This window comes from Cecembia lonarensis LW9 (assembly GCF_000298295.1).
GTDB lineage: Bacteria > Bacteroidota > Bacteroidia > Cytophagales > Cyclobacteriaceae > Cecembia > Cecembia lonarensis.
Genome location: NZ_AMGM01000027.1, coordinates 1 through 17,145, shown reverse-complemented (window position 1 = coordinate 17,145; position 17,145 = coordinate 1). Strand labels below are relative to the sequence as shown.

At 40.0% G+C, this 17,145-nt stretch carries 15 protein-coding genes and 1 pseudogene; 10 read left to right on the top strand and 6 right to left on the bottom strand.

The window, feature by feature from the left end; translation table 11 throughout:
• Positions 1-25 precede the first annotated feature (25 nt).
• From B879_RS09930 to B879_RS09915, 4 genes are all read right to left on the bottom strand, one after another.
• Positions 26-781, bottom strand: a complete 756-nt coding sequence (locus B879_RS09930) for a CHAD domain-containing protein (RefSeq protein WP_009185042.1) — start codon at positions 779-781, stop codon at positions 26-28.
• Positions 782-846: 65 nt separating this feature from the next.
• The gene (locus tag B879_RS09925; RefSeq protein ID WP_009185041.1) at positions 847-1,392 is read right to left on the bottom strand and encodes a DUF6512 family protein; all 546 of its coding nucleotides are present in this window, start codon (positions 1,390-1,392) and stop codon (positions 847-849) included.
• A gap of 93 nt (positions 1,393-1,485) precedes the next feature.
• The gene (locus tag B879_RS09920) at positions 1,486-3,009 is read right to left on the bottom strand and encodes a hypothetical protein (protein WP_009185040.1); all 1,524 of its coding nucleotides are present in this window, start codon (positions 3,007-3,009) and stop codon (positions 1,486-1,488) included.
• A gap of 2 nt (positions 3,010-3,011) precedes the next feature.
• Positions 3,012-4,112 (bottom strand): vWA domain-containing protein, encoded by a 1,101-nt coding sequence (locus B879_RS09915; RefSeq protein WP_009185039.1) that lies wholly within the window; start codon positions 4,110-4,112, stop codon positions 3,012-3,014.
• Positions 4,113-4,176: 64 nt separating this feature from the next.
• Between B879_RS09915 and B879_RS09910 the strand changes: the two genes are divergently transcribed.
• From B879_RS09910 to prfA, 3 genes are all read left to right on the top strand, one after another.
• The gene (locus B879_RS09910; protein ID WP_009185038.1) at positions 4,177-4,383 is read left to right on the top strand and encodes a hypothetical protein; all 207 of its coding nucleotides are present in this window, start codon (positions 4,177-4,179) and stop codon (positions 4,381-4,383) included.
• Positions 4,384-4,624: 241 nt separating this feature from the next.
• Positions 4,625-4,891, top strand: coding sequence for an acylphosphatase (locus B879_RS09905; protein WP_009185037.1), 267 nt, complete (start codon positions 4,625-4,627; stop codon positions 4,889-4,891).
• Between the two features lie 152 nt (positions 4,892-5,043).
• Positions 5,044-6,123 (top strand): peptide chain release factor 1, encoded by a 1,080-nt coding sequence (gene prfA / locus B879_RS09900; protein ID WP_009185036.1) that lies wholly within the window; start codon positions 5,044-5,046, stop codon positions 6,121-6,123.
• Between the two features lie 252 nt (positions 6,124-6,375).
• On the opposite strand, the gene B879_RS09895 is transcribed toward prfA, so the two are convergent.
• Together B879_RS09895 and B879_RS09890 are read right to left on the bottom strand one after the other, a co-directional pair.
• Positions 6,376-7,626 (bottom strand): cystathionine gamma-synthase family protein, encoded by a 1,251-nt coding sequence (locus B879_RS09895; RefSeq protein ID WP_009185035.1) that lies wholly within the window; start codon positions 7,624-7,626, stop codon positions 6,376-6,378.
• A 207-nt stretch (positions 7,627-7,833) separates the two neighbouring features.
• Positions 7,834-10,641: a YCF48-related protein gene (locus B879_RS09890; RefSeq protein WP_009185034.1), complete on the bottom strand. Its 2,808-nt coding sequence runs from the start codon at positions 10,639-10,641 to the stop codon at positions 7,834-7,836.
• 178 nt (positions 10,642-10,819) lie between these two features.
• Here B879_RS09890 and B879_RS09885 point away from each other — a divergent pair, with 178 nt between their 5' ends.
• From B879_RS09885 to B879_RS09855, 7 genes and pseudogenes are all read left to right on the top strand, one after another.
• Positions 10,820-11,473, top strand: coding sequence for a Tll0287-like domain-containing protein (locus tag B879_RS09885; protein ID WP_009185033.1), 654 nt, complete (start codon positions 10,820-10,822; stop codon positions 11,471-11,473).
• A gap of 13 nt (positions 11,474-11,486) precedes the next feature.
• Positions 11,487-11,798 carry a hypothetical protein gene (locus tag B879_RS09880; protein WP_009185032.1) on the top strand — a complete coding sequence of 104 codons (312 nt, stop codon included), beginning with the start codon at positions 11,487-11,489 and terminating at the stop codon, positions 11,796-11,798.
• Between the two features lie 118 nt (positions 11,799-11,916).
• Positions 11,917-12,897 (top strand): formylglycine-generating enzyme family protein, encoded by a 981-nt coding sequence (locus B879_RS09875; RefSeq protein ID WP_009185031.1) that lies wholly within the window; start codon positions 11,917-11,919, stop codon positions 12,895-12,897.
• A gap of 82 nt (positions 12,898-12,979) precedes the next feature.
• Positions 12,980-14,299, top strand: coding sequence for a Gfo/Idh/MocA family protein (locus B879_RS09870; protein ID WP_009185030.1), 1,320 nt, complete (start codon positions 12,980-12,982; stop codon positions 14,297-14,299).
• A gap of 2 nt (positions 14,300-14,301) precedes the next feature.
• A complete protein-coding gene (locus tag B879_RS09865) occupies positions 14,302-15,222 on the top strand; it encodes a hydroxypyruvate isomerase family protein (RefSeq protein ID WP_009185029.1) in 921 nt (306 codons plus the stop codon).
• On the top strand, positions 15,222-16,259 hold the full coding sequence (locus tag B879_RS09860) for a WD40/YVTN/BNR-like repeat-containing protein (protein ID WP_009185028.1): 1,038 nt from the start codon (positions 15,222-15,224) through the stop codon (positions 16,257-16,259). Before B879_RS09865 ends, B879_RS09860 begins: the two co-directional genes overlap by 1 nt.
• Positions 16,260-16,400: 141 nt before the next feature.
• Positions 16,401-17,142, top strand: a pseudogene (locus B879_RS09855) (1-(5-phosphoribosyl)-5-[(5-phosphoribosylamino)methylideneamino]imidazole-4-carboxamide isomerase).
• Positions 17,143-17,145 lie beyond the last annotated feature (3 nt).

Here is a 17,145-nt window from a genome sequence, read left to right as displayed (position 1 = left end):
TTGCAAAAGTAAGTTTTTCTTTGGATTAGGACTTATCTTTTGTATAAACTGAAAGCAGAAAGGCCTGTGCGTCCTTTTTCAATTCCTCAGTAAGCTGCTTCAAAACGGGCTCTAATAATTGTTTTTTCTCTTTTTCTTCGTTTCTAAGGGAACTACTGAACAAATCGTTCCAGTTGCCGATTTTTTCCTGTAATTCATTCAAAAAAGTAAAGTCTATGCCTATTGATTTTTGGTCAGATTCACTTAAAAGATCCTTTAGGTATAGGGCCGATTTAATGTTTTTTCGTGCTTCATGAAAATCCCCCTGAAGCATGAAGTTATTTGCTTTAATGATCAATTTTCTGAAATAGTCCTCTAATAGGGTATAATTTAGTTTATAATCATATTGTATAAAAATCTTAAAAGTATCATGGATATTTTTGTTCCATTTTCCGCGGTCTTTTGAAAGCTTGGCATTCTTTTTACCGAGTTTTTTTGGCCATTCAGAAGCATCTGAAATGTCGCTTTTGTTTAATTCAATCAATTTTTTCAGATCGAGTTGGATCTCCCGAATGACCCCCACTTTTTTGAAAAGTTTACGTACTGGTCTGAACTTTTCTTTTATATCTGATTCTGGTTCGGTCTTCTCCAAAAGTTTGACCAAGGCATGTAATTTTTTTATTTTAATGCGGAATTGGTGGATGGTATTTTCTTCTTGGTTTTCCAAAACAACAGGCAGCAATTTTAGCACTTCTTCAAAGTGTTGTTTAACATAATCAGTTGTTTTCAGGTCAAAAGTCATGTTGTCTCATCCAGATGGATATACAATATAAATTTTTAAAGACTCTAAAAAAAGGTTGAACATATTCATTGAGCCACTTTGTCTATACCATAGGTAAAGTCATTGCCATCCATGAAAATGGGCCATTGAGGTGGAAAATAAGTAAACCAGGCAAACAGAACACCGATACCTAAAAAACCAAAAAATGCTATCCATTCAAAATAAGGGCTTAAAGGCTGGGTAAGGTATAGTTTAAAAACAAGAGCTTGACAGAGTAAAGTCCCAACCACAAAAGATGAAATATCTATCCATAAAATAGGCCCTTGGCTAAATAAGGTGTAAGTAAAGAATATACCAAGGATACTGAATTCCAAAACAAGGATGCCTAGGAACTTGGCTGCAAAGTAATTATTGACTTTTGATTTGATTTGGAAAAATTCCGGAATGGAAAATAGGAGTAGACCCCAATAGCCCAACTTCAAGTGTTCCCATACACTTTCATTCACGGGCACAAAGGCCCCTAGAATCCTATTTTCTCCAAACCAAGGGTAAAAGTAATGCAGCACTGTTCCCAATAAAATGATGGCTACGGTACCAGAGATAGTCCAGAGTTTGATTTTTTGATTGGGCATAAGTGTTTGTAATTTAAATATTTATCCCTAAAAAAGGCAAAGTCCCCATCGGAAAATTTCGGTGGGGACCAGGCTATTGAATTTTTCTTTGTTTTAATAATCATCTTCTTCTTCAAAATCATCATCAGATGCCCCCATATCAAACATGGAACTGAAGAGGTCTTTGAATTGCAGCCCGGTATCTAGCATTTTTTTACTTAATTGACTGTACTCTGACAATCCATGAAGTAAAAATTCCATAAAAAACTCTTTTTCTTTTTCCGGAAGTGGACTGATGGTGGCGGTAACCATGTCTTCTAATCCCGGAACTTTCTGAAGGTTGGATTTATATTCCTTATCAGATTGGCTTGCAAGTATATCTAATGTGTTGCCTTCTCCAAACCAGGCTAAAGGTATGACATAAGGATTGCCTTCTTTTTCTTTTTTCTTTTGCTCTGGAGAGGGGAAGTAGTCGACAAACAAAGTTCTGATTGCTTTTCCTATCAGGTTGTGGGCCACCAAGCCGGCACCTTCCTGTTCACCTTCGTAGACGAGTTCCACCTTACCGGTAATCGCAGTGATTACACCGATCAGGTCAGCAATTCTAACTACGGTATTCTGCTCATTGTTGAGGTACAATCTCCTTTCTGCTGCAGAAATTAGATTTTCAAAGGCAGAGATTGTAAGTCGGGCTGAAACACCGCTTTTTTCATCCACATATTCGCTGTTTCGAGCTTCAATTGCAATCTGCTCGATCAAATCGCGCATCAATTCAGGCACATGGATATTTTCTACAGGTTTGCCCTGCAAATTTGCCTCCTGGGCTGTAATCCGCTTCCCAATTTCTATCGATTTGGGGTAGTGGGTGATGATTTGGCTTTCTATCCTGTCTTTGAGGGGGGTTACGATAGAACCTCTATTGGTATAATCCTCAGGATTGGCTGTAAATACAAATTGTATGTCCAAAGGTAATCTTAATTTGAAGCCACGGATCTGTATGTCACCTTCCTGAAGGATGTTAAAAAGTGCCACTTGAATTCTTGCCTGTAGGTCGGGAAGTTCGTTGATGACGAAAATTGAACGATTTGACCTGGGAACCAAACCATAGTGAATCACCCTTTCATCGTTGTAAGACAACTTCATGGTTGCAGCTTTGATGGGATCCACATCGCCAATCAGGTCAGCGACAGACACATCCGGTGTGGCCAACTTTTCTGTATATCGATCATCCTTGTGCCACCAGTTAATAGGAGTTTGATCTCCTTTGTTTTTGATCAGTTCTTTGGCATAACTGGACAGAGGTTCCATTGGGTCATCATTCAATTCAGAACCTTCCACAACCGGAACATATTCATCTAGCAGTTGCGTCATCATTCTGGCAATTCTGGTTTTTGCCTGTCCGCGAAGTCCTAGTAAGTTGATGTTATGCCGGGAAAGAATGGCCCTTTCAATGTCGGGGATTACGGTATCTTCATAACCCCAGATGCCTTCAAATACCTGTTCTTTTTGTCGGATTTTTTGGATCAGATTTTTTCTTAGTTCTTCTTTGATGGATATGGGCTGATAGCCGGAAGCCTTGAGGGCTCCCAGGGTTTTTATTTTCAATAAGTCTTTAGAGGACAATTGGTGGTATTCCATATTTAGAATTTTTTGGTTCTGTTTTTTCTGTAATCTTCAAAAATTAAGTTACCTAAACCTTTTAGGCTACTATAGTAGGCATTTCCATTGTTGACTTTGGTGAATTCTTTCACAAACTCTTTCAAATAAGGGTCAGAGGCGATCATAAATGTGGTGACGGGGATTTTCAGTCTTCTACACTGAGCAGCGAGCTTTAAAGTTTCATTGAGTATTTTGCTGTCAATACCAAAAGCATTTTTGTAATACTTTATTCCCACTTTCAAACAAGTAGGTTTACCGTCCGTGATCATGAAGATTTGTTTGTTTGGATTTTTTCTCCTTCTTAAAAGATCCATGGCCAATTCCAGCCCTGCTACAGTATTCGTATGGTAAGGGCCTACTTGAAGGTAGGGTAGGTCTTTGATTTCAATTTGCCAGGCATCATTCCCAAAAACGATCACATCCAAGGTGTCTTTGGGGTAGCGTGTTTTGATCAGTTCTGCCAATGCCATGGCCACTTTTTTTGCAGGAGTGATTCTATCTTCTCCATACAGGATCATGGAGTGGCTGATATCGATCATTAGAACGGTGGAGGTCTGAGTACGGAATTCATTTTCTACTACCTCCAGATCATCTTCTGTGAGCAGGTAATCTCCAGAAAATCCATGATTTACTTGAGCATTTCGAATTGAGTCAGTGAGGGCGATCTGATCCAAGCTATCTCCAAAAGTGTAAGGCCTCCTGTCGGTTCCTTTTTCATCTCCAGGCCCGGACTGGGTAGTTTTATGATTTCCTCCTTTCCCCCGCTTCAATTTTCCAAAGATTTCTTCCAGGGCATTCTTCCTGATGTTCTGTTCTGCTTTGGCTGTTATTTTTATTTCCCCTTTTTGGTTTTCCTCTGTAAGGTACCCTTTAGACTTCAGGTCTTCAATAAAATCTCCAATGCCATAATTAGGATTCGTCAGTTGGTACCTCTTGTCCAGGTTGCTCAACCAGGAAAGAGCCTCTGCTACATCTCCGCCTGTCATGGTTACCAATTGCAGGAAAATATTTAATAAGTTTTCAAAGGTGTTTTTCTCTGGGTCCTGTGGAGGAGTGTATTTTGTAAATCTGAATCCTTTCATATCGGTCTCATAACAAATTCAAATCAATTGTGGTTTACTATATGCACCTAAATTCCTGAAAATCATGAAAAACTATTTACTTCCCGTATATTTGGTAACGGCCTTTCTTATCATCTATGTGACCGCTATTCAGGCAAATCTAAATACAGCAATTATTTTATTTATGTTTTCCGTCTCTCCATTACCAATTATTTGGATGGTTTATAAAGTACTAACTGCTGATGTAAAAGTGGAATCCACTTTTGAAGAAAAATGGTATGAAGATCAGTAAAAACAATTTGTGTATAGATAATTGCTGATCATATATGCATTTGTACTGAATTGAAATTTTCTATTAAATTTAACTAAGGATAGTCTAATGCGAACTTGGTAAAGTTAAAGGTCATTTTCCTGTTTTATCATTTTTTCTATTTGCAAATTGTATTTACCAAATAAATAGAATACTCGGAAATTCAAGGATTCTTCTTTAAATTTACATTTGATTTTATATCTGCTATAACCCTTATTTGATAATGAACAGGCGCATTAAAGTGCATGGAAAAGTACAAGGTATTTTTTTCAGGAAAAATACGCAGCAGAAGGCCTTAGAATTAGGTCTTTATGGCTGGGTCAAAAATGAAGAAGATGGTACTGTTTCCGTAGAAATTGAAGGTGAGCTGCACTCCATTCTCGCTATGCAGTCTTGGCTAAGGTTAGGTCCACCCAATTCGGAGGTGGAAAACATTGAGATATCTCAAGGTCAAGATCAGGGGTACAATGACTTTTTGATTTTGCAATAATACCTATCCATCAAAATACTTTTATAAGGTTAGGCTAAGTATTTAAATTACCTAGCTCAGGCTTTTGCTGTTAGGCCATTTTTAAGCAATTCTGAAAGGGTAGGCCAATAGATTTATTTTACTAATTTTGTCTTCCTAAAAAACCAATTACCATGCTTGAAAAATTACAAGCGCTGAAAGATAGATTTATTGAATTAGGTCAATTGATCATTCAGCCAGAGGCCATGTCAGACATGAGTAAGTATACCAAACTTACCAAGGAATATAAGGATCTGGAAAAGATTGTTGCCCTATATGATTCCTATAAATTGGTGGTTGAAAACCTTGCCAGTACCAAAGAATTATTAGAAAAGGAAAAGGATCCTGATTTTAGGGAAATGGCGAAAATGGAATTGGAAGAACTGAAGAGGAAGCATGAAATTTTGGAGGAAGAATTGAAGCAGCAGCTTATCCCCAAAGACCCCAATGATTCCAAGGACTGCATTTTGGAAATCAGAGCAGGTACCGGAGGAGATGAGGCGGCCATTTTTGCAGGAGATTTATTTCGAATGTATCAGCGATTTTGCGAAAAGCAAAACTGGAAAATCACTGTTTTAGACCTTACATTCGGCTCCTCTGGAGGATATAAAGAAATCATCAGTACAGTAAGTGGAGCAGATGTATATGGTATGTTGAAGTATGAGTCCGGTGTACACCGTGTACAGCGGGTTCCTGCTACAGAAACCCAGGGAAGGGTCCATACATCAGCGGCTACTGTAGCCGTTTTACCTGAAATGGATGAAGTAGAGGTGGATATCAATATGAATGATATCAGAAAGGATACCTATTGTTCATCAGGACCGGGAGGACAATCTGTCAATACAACTTATTCTGCTGTTAGACTGACCCACAACCCAACGGGCTTGGTGGTTACTTGTCAGGATGAAAAATCCCAGATAAAAAACTTTGAAAAGGCCTTAAAGGTATTGCGTTCAAGACTTTATGAAATTGAGCTGGCTAAACATAATGAGGCTGTCGGCGCCCAGCGTAAATCCATGGTAGCCAGTGGAGATAGATCAGATAAGATACGGACATACAATTATCCTCAAAGCCGAGTTACAGATCATAGGATTAACAAAACTGTATACAATCTACCGGATGTCATGGAAGGGAATATTGAGGATTTTATTTCAGCGCTAAGATTTGCAGAAAATGTGGAAAAAATGAAGGCTACGGGTGTAGAGGAACAATAAAAAACCTGACTATCGGAATGTTACACCTATTAATTTAAGGGCCTCGTCATGTCTGGCGGGCGCAGAAGGCTCGGCCACCGGGACTTGAATAAAACCTAAATCCTGTTCCCCGAGCCCGATTAGTGAGCTTGCCGAACTATACCGAGGGGCACTCTAATCAAATTTAATTCTACTTGGTGTAAGATTACGGATACTTAGATAAATTAATAGGGAATATAACCAAGTTTTCAGTTATCCCCTATTCCATTTTTGTTACACTTTTTCCAGTGCCTGTTCCATGTCCCAAATGATATCATCGTAGTGTTCAACACCTACAGAGATTCTGATTAATTTTTCCGTGATGCCAATCATAGCCTTGTCTTCAGCCGAAACATCACTATGCGTCATAGTGGCCGGATGTTCTGCCAGTGATTCCGTACTGCCTAAAGAAACTGCCAGTTTGATCAATTTTAGACTATTTAGGAAGGTAAAGGCCTCCTTTTCTCCTCCCTTGACATCAAAAGAGAGCATGGCACCTGCAGAGAACAGTTGCTTTTTGAAAATGGCGTGCTGTGCTGTACCAGGCTCCAAGTGTCCCAGATAATATACTTTTTCTACCTTTGGATGATTTTGAAGAAATTTGGCCACTTTCACTGCATTTTCTGCTTGTTGGGTCATTCTTACTTTTAAGGTTTCCAAACTTCTCATCAGCAACCACCCAGTCCATGGTCCAGCCATGTTGCCTAAGAAGGTCCGTAAGGTTCTGACCCTTTTCATGTACTTTGAATGGCCTAAAACAGCTCCTGCTATCAAATCGGAATGGCCACCGATATACTTGGTGGCTGAATATATAACCAAATCAGCCCCATGCTTCAATGGGTGCTGCCAAAGTGGCCCCATGTAGGTATTGTCTACACAAACTACGACGTCTTTTTCATCAGATGTAAAATAATCGGCAATCTTCTTGCATGACTCTAAATCAAAAAGTGCATTTGTAGGATTGGCAGGCGTCTCAACATATACCATTTTAAGCTGTTTATCCAGCCCTAATGATTTTAAGTTTTCAATAATTTGATCCGGATCTTCTGTGTTGGTAAACCCAATCCCTTTGATACCATATTCTGGAAGCACTTTATTGATGAAATGATCGGTACCCCCATAAACAGGCTTGCTGTATAAAAGTACGTCCCCAGGCCTTAAAAACTCTAACATTACTGTAGAGATAGCCGACATACCACTTTCAAATACCGCACATTCGTCTGCACCATCCCAAAGGCATAGACGTTCTTCCAAAATCTGTAAATCAGGATTATTAAGTCTGGAATAAATCAGCCCCAGATCTTCATTGGGAGCTTTTTCTCTTTGTCCATAGGCAACCTCAAAAAAAGCTTTTCCTTCTTCAGCTGATTTAAAAACAAACGTAGAAGTTTGAAAGATGGGGCATTTGATAGCCCCTTCTGAAAGTTCTGGCTTGTAGCCAAAAGACATCATCAAACTTTCCGGGTGAAAATATCTATTCTCCATTATAATTGGGTTTATTTCCTACAAATCACCACAAAAGGAGAATAATAATCAAGCGTAGATCTAAAATAAAATTTTGAATAATTAGAATTGACTTAGTATATGTTTCATGTATTCAAAATAAAAATTTTTCAATTTACTATATACGAAATTTAATTTTAATTTGGTCGGCCTCTATCAATTGCGAAATATAAAATAAGGCGAGGGGACCTATCTGACCAAGACCTTTTTTACATATTCTTTCTGGCTTGTACTTATGATGAGGGTATACAGACCTTTTGCCAGGTCCCGGAATTGATATTGGTGAAGGCCAGGTGCTGGTTTGAGGATGTTGATTTCTTGCCCATAGGCATTGATCAAGCGGAGTTGTATGATGCTTCCAACATCTTTGATTTCCAGGGTGAAATCCCCTTGAGATGGATTCGGATAAATTTTTATTTCCTCATTCCTCTGTCTGTTTTCTCCGATGGAGGTAATGATATTCACATTGACTTCCAGTTCGCTGGACTCTCCCTCATCGCAGCCGTTCATAGGAGTCACACGTAGTGTGAAGTCTCCTTCTTTTTCCCACCTTACAACCACCTGATTCGTGCCCTGACCTTGAATGATCTGCCCACCCTGGTTGGTTATACTCCACTGGAAGTTGACACCGTTGACGTTGTTTACGCTGTATGTTTCTTCTGTAAATCCAACCCTTTCCGGTCCATTGACTGCAGAAGGTTTATCTGGAGGAGTAGTCACCAAAATATCTTTGCTAGTAGTTTGTCCTTGGCCACATGGGTTACTTGGTGTGATGCTGATGGATTGTTGGCCAGTATTCGCCCAACCTACCAAAATTCTATTGGTACCTTGGCCTTCTAAAATTTCACCCCCTGAAACCTCCCATACATATACAGTGCCTAAAGTAGGTTCAACAAGGTATTCTTGACTGGTATTGATGCATACGGCACCTTCCCCTTCAATTTCATTGATGGATCTGGCAGCTCCTGAAACAATCACTTCAAGGCCACTGGTGCCACTATTACCGCAGAAATTTTTAGCCCTTACCAATACTGCATTTCTTCCAGGAATATCCCATTCTACCACAATTCTACTGGTGCCTTGCCCTTCAATAATTCTTCCCCCATCCACTCTCCATTCGAATTCCTGCTCCAGTTCTACAGCTTCTTGTACGTTGTAAACGTGTTGACCTAAACAAACATTATCATCTCCAAAAATCACAGTGGGCTGTTCGGGTACCTGGCAGTCATAGGTAAAAAAGGTTCCCTTTTTCCCCACAGCAAAGCCATTGCTCAAAGTGCCGAAACTAATTCCAGTGAAATCCTGGAATGTGGCGGTAATAAATTTTTCCCAAGTCATACCGCCATCTTTGGTTTGAATCATTAAACCTTTTTCACCGGCAATGAACCCTATTTCATCATCTAAAAAGGTTACGGCGTTGAAGTTTTCAGAAAAGTTTAGGTTTAAGCGCTCCCAGCTGAGGCCTTTATCTTCTGTTTTATAAGCATTCCCGGATTGGCCTACAATAACGGCACTGTTTTCATCAAGTATTGAAATATCATTGAATTGAATGCCTGTTCCCAGGTTAATTGTCCTCCATTCCTCGTTTTCATATATGCTTACAAAACCATTATCTCCAATGAGTATACCGCTTTCTGTATTAATAAAAGCCAGTCTTTTGAAATTAACGGATGTATTTCCCAGCTCAATTTTTTCCCAAGTGATGCCTCCATCGGCAGTGAAAGCCATAAAACCTTTATTTCCTACTACATAACCCACATTATTGTTAAAAAAGAAAAGCCCGTTAAGATCTTCAGTGGTTCCTGGATTCAATGAAGTCCAATTGGAACCAGAGTTGGTCGTTCTTAGTAGAATACCCTCCTCACCACAGATATAACCCAAGGAGTTCGTGGTGAAAAAAAGATGATTAAATTGATTGGAAACAGGTCTTGATCGGTCGTTAAATGAACTTCCTCCGTTATTTGTAAAAAAGAATCTGCCATTTTCTCCAATGATGTATCCAATTCTATCAGTCCTAAAGCTTGTGCCTGTATAGTCAATTTCTCTACCTGATAACCTTGTACCCCAGCTTGCACCGGAATTTCCCGAGCTGATTAGAAAGCCATTTGTTCCAAGTGCAAAAACATTGTTGGAATTATCTCTGAATGCTGCATCTAAATAAGTTTCCTGATTATTGACATTTCTCCCCTCGAAGGTTGATCCTCCATTGACGGTTCGTAACAAGGTGGCATTTTCACCGGTCACAACTCCTAAGTTTCGGTTAGAACGATTAAAACTGACAGCATATAAGTCCCTTTCTGTACCTGAACTTACTGCTGTCCAGGAATCGCCGGTATCAGAAGTTCTTAGAATAGTACCTCTGTTTCCCACTGCATAACCAGTGGTACCATTGACGAAGTGAACATCATTCAGCGCCCTGTTTTGCCCTGTGTTTCTTGTAGTCCAATTGTTTCCACCATTAAATGTCCTGAAAATTTGACCATTTGAGGCCGCCACGTAACCTGTGTCTGAATTGACAAAAAATAAACCTCGCAAATCCGCATTGGTCCCAAGGTTTTGTCTTGTCCAGGATTCTCCTGCATTGTTAGAGCGATAAATTTCACCATTGTCGGCGACAACATAAATTCGCTGTTGGCTAAGGTATTTCACCTTATTTAAATTAACATCTGAGCCAATATTGGATAAAGTCCAGGTATTTCCACCATTATTTGTTTTAAAAATATTTCCGTTTTCACCGACCATCATGCCGACACTTTCACTGAAGAAATCTACAGCTAACATTTTGGTCTTTAGCGGTGTTTCCTGCTCCACCCAACTTAAACCACCATCTATACTTTTTAAGATGATTTGATTACCGGATATATAACCCACTTCTTCATTGACCCAAACAATTCCTGTGTATTGGTTGCCCCATCCGCCAAGTCTTCTCCAGGTTTGAGCTTGTGTCAGAGAGAAAAAAAATACAAATAAAAATAAAAGGTAGAAATGTTTCCTCATTGGTTTTCAATCAACTATACCATACAAAAATAGGATAAATACGATAAAATGAAATACCCTGAGGTGGGTTTAACTTTTTTCCCGCTAAACAATTAGGATTCAGCTTTGATAAACAACATTTATTGTTTCTGAAAATCACAATTATGTTCTATTTTTAGGTATTAGAAAAAATGAAGCCATGAAAAAAATATTTTATTTCTTGATTTTACTTTCGATAATAGTTTCCTGTGGTACCAATGAGCGGGTGAGTAAAGAAGTTTTTGATGAGGTCAATAAAAGCATGGAGGTCAAGAAGGTCAATGAAGCAGATGTTTTGAAAAAGGCCTTGGAATGGGGAGAGGAAATATCACAGTCAGCGCAAGAACAATTGATTTCAGCACTTCAAAATGCAATATCGGAAAAAGGAATACCAGGAGCTATTGAATTTTGTCAAGTGGAGGCCCTTCCCATCCTGCGTGAAGTAGGGGAAAAATACAATGTTGAGATCAGAAGGGCTTCGAATGCCTATAGAAACCCAGAAGATAAGCCTAGGGATTATGAGGAGATGATCCTTGAGGCTTTTGAGTATAACACGGAAAATGAGCTGCCGACTGAGGCAAATATTCAAAAACTGGAAGGAGGGGAGGTTTTATTATATGCCAAGGCCATCAAAATCCCCAATGCCCTATGTTTAAATTGTCATGGAAACCCTGGCGCTGATATTAGTGAGGAGACTTTAGAAAAACTGGATAAACTCTATCCAGAAGATAAAGCCCGAGGGCATCAAATGGGTGATCTAAGGGGGATGTGGAGCATAAGGATTCCAAAAAAAGAAATTGTTAAACAGCTGTGATATTCCCGTTAGTATGAAGAATCCGATAGTGCTATTTTTCTTCACTTTGATGTTGCTGAATTTTCCGGTAAGGGCTTCCTCTGAGGATATTAACGTTTCATCTGATGATTCAAAAACCTTGAAATCTCTTGAAATGCCCGAAACTATCAAGGGAGAGCCACTGATTGGCTTTGAATATTTTTTTAATGCGCCACCATTGGGTTTTATTCATGGTATAGGTTTAGAAATGGCAAAATCTCATAATGCTCTGCATTTGCGTTCCTATAATCAACTCAAAGCTGCCTTGGAGGAAATTGAAGTGCTCATAGGAGGTCAGATTTTTTGAGATTGCTTTTTGATGATTTTTTGCTACTCCAAGTACCTGGTTAATTCTAATTTCCTTTTATACTTTCTTCATTTGCTTTAATTCCATTTTTTACAGAATTTGAAGCAAAATAGGAAATATGCGGATTTACAATTTTGTAGGGTTTTATCTCGTGATGCTTCTGTTGGCTTATTCTTTTTGGGGAAGTAAGCTTATCTACCCAAATTTTGAACCTTATACACAAGCCATTCCCGATACAAATCTCTCATTTGATCTTGTTCCCATTCTTGGGGGAACATTTATAATGGGAGGAGGGGATGCTCAGGATGAGCAGCCTGCCCATCCAGTGGAGTTATCACCCTTTTGGATGGGAACGCATGAAATCACTTGGGATATATTTGATCTTTTTCTAGATAAGAATTTTGAAGAAGCCATTGCAGAAAAACCACTACCTGCAGAAGTAGATGGCCTTAGCAGGCCCAGTATTCCTTATTTAGATATGACTTTTGGAATGGGGAAAGAAGGTAAGCCTGCCATTGGTATGACTCAATATGGAGCGATTCAATTTTGTAAATGGTTATACTTGAAGACCGGGGTTTTTTATCGGCTTCCTACAGAAGCAGAATGGGAATATGCTGCTAAAGCTGGCACAAAAGGGGCCTATTTTTTTGGCGATGATGCTTCAATGCTTGGGGATTATGCCTGGTATTCTGAAAACAGTGGGGGAAGTACGCATAAGGTGGGATTAAAAAAGCCCAATCCATGGGGTTTATACGATATATTGGGAAATGTCATGGAATGGACTTCAGATCAATATCTGGAAGATGCTTATAAGGGCAGAGAAAAATTATCCTTGAAAGATCCCCATGTCCCTGTGACCTCCCTTTATCCCGGAGCAATCAGGGGAGGACATTATAAGTCTGAACAAGAAGATTTGAGGATGACCAAGCGCTTTAAGTCCAAAGCAGAATGGAAGCGTATTGATCCGCAAATACCTAAAAGCCAATGGTGGTTTCCTGAAGCGCCGTTTTTAGGTCTTCGGGTGGTGAGGCCATTTACCCCCCCAACTGAGGAGGAGATCATGGCCTATTACAACAGGTCACCTATAGCAGATTATTAATCCACTGTCGGAATAATCAGCGTAAGTATTTAAATTAAAAACCAAAACTGACATAGTTACACTAACAAAACCCATAAAACCTATGAAAAACCTAAGCAAAAATCCACGAAGGGATTTCCTTAAAGCTTCCGCATTGGTAACCGGAGGATTAATGATCCAACCTTTTTCCATACCCGGTGCATATGCAGCTGGTTCCGATGAAATTAAATTGGCAGTGATTGGATGTGGAGGAAGAGGCACTGGTGCTGTATTCCAAGCCTTCGATACAGGTCATAATATCAGACTTGTAGCCATGGCAGATGCCTTTAGGGACAGGATTGATAAAAGTTATGAACCCATTTTTAATAAATATGGCAAAGATAAAGTAGATGTACCTGAAGAGCGAAAGTTTGTTGGATTTGAGGGATATAAGGAAGCCATCAAGTTGGCCGATGTAGTCATCTTAGCAGCACCTCCAGGTTTCAGACCTTCCCATTTTGAAGAAGCCGTGAATCAGGGAAAGCAGGTCTTTATGGAAAAACCTGTTGCTACAGATGCAGTCGGTATCCGAAAAGTTTTGGCAGCAGCAGAGGAAGCAAAAAGAAAGAAACTAAACGTAGTGGTCGGCCTTCAGCGGCATTATCAAGACAATTATAGGGAGACCATCAAAAGAATTCATGATGGTGCTGTTGGGGATATCATAGGGGGGCAAGTTTACTGGAACGATGGAGGAGTCTGGGTCAATGCCCGTCAGCCTGGTCAAACCGAAATGGAGTATCAGATGCGTAACTGGTATTATTTCAACTGGCTTTGTGGAGATCATATTGTAGAGCAGCATGTGCACAATCTGGATGTTGCCAATTGGGTGAAAAACAGTTACCCTGTTAAAGCTTATGGAACAGGAGGAAGACAGGTAAGAACAGGTAAGGATCATGGGGAAATCTTTGACCACCATTCCATCACTTTTACCTATGATGACGGGTCGGTCATTTTCAGTGAGTGCCGACATTTTCCAGGTGCCACCAACAGGGTTGATGAAAGGTTCCAAGGTACTAAGGGGAATGTGTATCTAAGTGCCGGTAATCACGGAATTTTGAATGAGTGGGGAGGAAGGACGATATACGATCACAATAGAGATAATAATGCCAATCCATATCAGGTAGAACATGATGAACTTTTTGATGCTATCGTAAAAGGTGAATATAGGTTTGCTGATGCCGAAAATGCAGCAAGAAGTACTATGACAGCTATTTTGGGCAGGTATGCGACCTATTCTGGGAAGGAAATTACTATGGAGGAAGCGCTCAATTCAAATGTAGACCTAATGCCAGCTACCCTAGCCTGGGACGCCATGCCAAAAGTACTGCCAGATGCTGATGGCTATTATCCTTTTGCTATTCCAGGAAAAACCAAAGTGATTTGATCATGGAAAGACGGAATTTTATAAAAAACCTGGGTTTAGGTGCTGCATTAGCAGCTACAGCAAGTGGGAATGCATTCGCTAAAGGATCAGGACCTTTGAAAAGAGCAGAACCACCATTCAATATGGATTATGCTCCCCATTTTGGCATGTTTAGGTCTCATGCAGGTGAGGATTTGGCAGATCAATTGAAATTTATGGCTGAACAGGGCTTTCGTTCTTTGGAGGATAATGGATTGCTTTCAAGATCTGTAGAAGATCAAAATCGTATAGGTAGGACTTTGGAACAATTGGGTATGAGGATGGGTGTTTTTGTGGTTGATGGGGGAGACAATTGGAAAATTTCCCTCACTTCGGGGAAGCAGGAATTTATTGATAATTTTGTTAATACCTGCAAAAGATCAGTAGAAGCTGCCAAGCGGGTAAATGCCACTTGGGCTACTGTTGTTCCCGGCTTCTTTGAAAGGAGATTGCCTATAGGCATACAAACGGCAAATGTGATTGAGGCCCTTAAAAGAGGGGCAGAGGTATTTGAACCCCATGGCTTGGTGATGGTTTTGGAGCCATTGAGCGATACGCCTGAGCTTTTTCTAAGACATTCTGATCAAACTTATGCCATTTGCAAGGCCGTTGATAGTCCTGCTTGCAAGATCCTGTACGATATTTACCATATGCAGCGTAATGAAGGGAATCTCATTCCTTTAATGGATGCCTGTTGGGATGAAATTGCCTACATACAAATTGGGGATAATCCCGGTAGGAAAGAACCCGGAACCGGTGAAATCAATTACCTCAATGTTTTTAAGCATATTGACACAAAGGGTTATAAGGGAATACTAGGCATGGAGCATGGTAATGCGAAGCCGGGAAAGGAGGGGGAAGCCGATTTGATAGCAGCCTACAGAAAAGTTGACCAGTTTAAGTGATGAAATTTCCAACGTTTATAAGCCTTTGTCTTTCATTGTTGGTTTTTTCCTGTGCATTTGAAAAGAAATCATTGGAAGAGCCGTATCCATTGGGATGGGAATTGATGGAAACTCCAACTCAGGCTTCTTTGAGAGGTCTCTCCCCCTTGACATCTGAAATTATATGGGCTTCAGGTTCTCAAGGCACTTGGCTAAGGACATTGGATGGAGGGAAGAGTTGGGACCATGGTATAATTGATGGGTTGGATTCGGTGGATTTCAGAGATATTGAAGCATTTGATGCAGCGTCGGCAGTAGCCATTTCTGCAGGTCAACCGGCAGTGATATATAGGACCGAAAATGGGGGTAAGGATTGGAAGAAAGTGTTCCAAGGAGAGGAAGAGGATTTCTTTGATGGCATGGTCTTTTATAAAGAACGCGGATACGTCATCGGTGATGAGGTAGGTGGCAAATGGAAAGTCCTTTTATCAAGAGATTTCGGCAAAAGCTGGGAGGTACTTGCAAGCAGTCCTATGGCTGCACCTGAGAGTGGGTCTTTTGCAGCCAGTGGGTCTACTATTTTAGCCCATGGAGATCATATTTGGTTTGCCAGTGGAGGGTTAATCAGTTCAGTGTTTCATTCAGCTGACAGGGGTATGCATTGGACGGAAATTCCCACTCCCATATTACAAGGAGAAAGTTCCCAAGGCATTTTCTCCTTGACGAGGGTTGACCAAAATATCCTCTTTGGCGTTGGAGGGGATTTTTTGCAGCCTGATTTAGCTTACAATAACGCCATCATCTCTACACAATTAGGATATGCTTGGACATTGGCAACCGGTAATTTTCCTTCAGGATACCGCTCTGGGGTCACCTATTTTCCTTTGCAACATTGGTTGATTGCTGTTGGGCCAAATGGTTCTGACTTCTCGAAAAATACTGGGATGGACTGGGAAAAATTTTCCAACGAATCCTTGCATGCTGTATTTGTAGATCAAGCACAAAGTAGTGTTTGGGCTTCCGGACCGGAGGGAAAAATTGCAAGATTACTGTACTGAATTAAACCACTAATGCTTTTTGAATTATGGATTAAATTTTTTGGAAAGATATCATTTACCATTCATTCTTGTATTATATTTAATAATTGAATGATGTCCTAAGGTTTTTGGGCTTTTATTACAATATTTAAATCCGATCGTATGTTTGATATAATCCCATCTATTTGGCTCATTAACGGAAAGTGTGTCCGGTTAAAAAGGGGTGATTTCACGACTCAAGAGGTTATTTCGAATAACCCTTTGGAGATTGCCCAAGCATTTGAGGATCATGGTATACGGTGGTTGCATTTAGTGGACTTAGACGGGGCCAGAAGAGGAGAACCAAAGAACTACCATATACTGGAAGCCGTAGCTGGTTATACCAATTTAAAGATAGACTTTTCAGGTGGTGTTTCTACTGATGGTGATGTCATGAAATCCTTTGAATTTGGTGCACATTCCATTACTGCGGCATCTGCTGCTGCTTTGTATCCTGAGCGTTTTTCGCAATGGATTATGTCTTATGGGAGGGAAAAAATTTTCCTCGCTGCCGATACAAATCCCATAGACAATAAAATTAAAGTCAGAGGTTGGACCAAAAAGACAGAAACCGACTTGTTTGACCACATACAGTTTTTTTATGATAGAGGCTTGAAATATCTAAAATGTTCTGATGTTACTCGTGATGGTGTGATGGAGGGGCCAAACTTTGAGTTATATAAAAAAAATTGTTCAAAAATTTCCAACCATTCATCTGGCTGCAAGCGGTGGTGTTAGAAATATTGAAGACTTTAAAAAACTTAAGGATATAGGTGTGACTGCCGTAGTTTTTGGGAGAGCCTATTTTGAAGGAAAAATACAATTAAAGGATCTGGACCAATTCATGGCCGAGCATGGAGAATAACTG

Coding starts and splice junctions, on each gene's coding strand:
- B879_RS09930 (WP_009185042.1), bottom strand. CDS start 781: ATGACTTTTGACCTGAAAACAACTGATTATGTTAAACAACACTTTGAA.
- B879_RS09925 (WP_009185041.1), bottom strand. CDS start 1,392: ATGCCCAATCAAAAAATCAAACTCTGGACTATCTCTGGTACCGTAGCC.
- B879_RS09920 (WP_009185040.1), bottom strand. CDS start 3,009: ATGGAATACCACCAATTGTCCTCTAAAGACTTATTGAAAATAAAAACC.
- B879_RS09915 (WP_009185039.1), bottom strand. CDS start 4,112: ATGAAAGGATTCAGATTTACAAAATACACTCCTCCACAGGACCCAGAG.
- B879_RS09910 (WP_009185038.1), top strand. CDS start 4,177: ATGAAAAACTATTTACTTCCCGTATATTTGGTAACGGCCTTTCTTATC.
- B879_RS09905 (WP_009185037.1), top strand. CDS start 4,625: ATGAACAGGCGCATTAAAGTGCATGGAAAAGTACAAGGTATTTTTTTC.
- prfA (WP_009185036.1), top strand. CDS start 5,044: ATGCTTGAAAAATTACAAGCGCTGAAAGATAGATTTATTGAATTAGGT.
- B879_RS09895 (WP_009185035.1), bottom strand. CDS start 7,626: ATGGAGAATAGATATTTTCACCCGGAAAGTTTGATGATGTCTTTTGGC.
- B879_RS09890 (WP_009185034.1), bottom strand. CDS start 10,641: ATGAGGAAACATTTCTACCTTTTATTTTTATTTGTATTTTTTTTCTCT.
- B879_RS09885 (WP_009185033.1), top strand. CDS start 10,820: ATGAAAAAAATATTTTATTTCTTGATTTTACTTTCGATAATAGTTTCC.
- B879_RS09880 (WP_009185032.1), top strand. CDS start 11,487: ATGAAGAATCCGATAGTGCTATTTTTCTTCACTTTGATGTTGCTGAAT.
- B879_RS09875 (WP_009185031.1), top strand. CDS start 11,917: ATGCGGATTTACAATTTTGTAGGGTTTTATCTCGTGATGCTTCTGTTG.
- B879_RS09870 (WP_009185030.1), top strand. CDS start 12,980: ATGAAAAACCTAAGCAAAAATCCACGAAGGGATTTCCTTAAAGCTTCC.
- B879_RS09865 (WP_009185029.1), top strand. CDS start 14,302: ATGGAAAGACGGAATTTTATAAAAAACCTGGGTTTAGGTGCTGCATTA.
- B879_RS09860 (WP_009185028.1), top strand. CDS start 15,222: ATGAAATTTCCAACGTTTATAAGCCTTTGTCTTTCATTGTTGGTTTTT.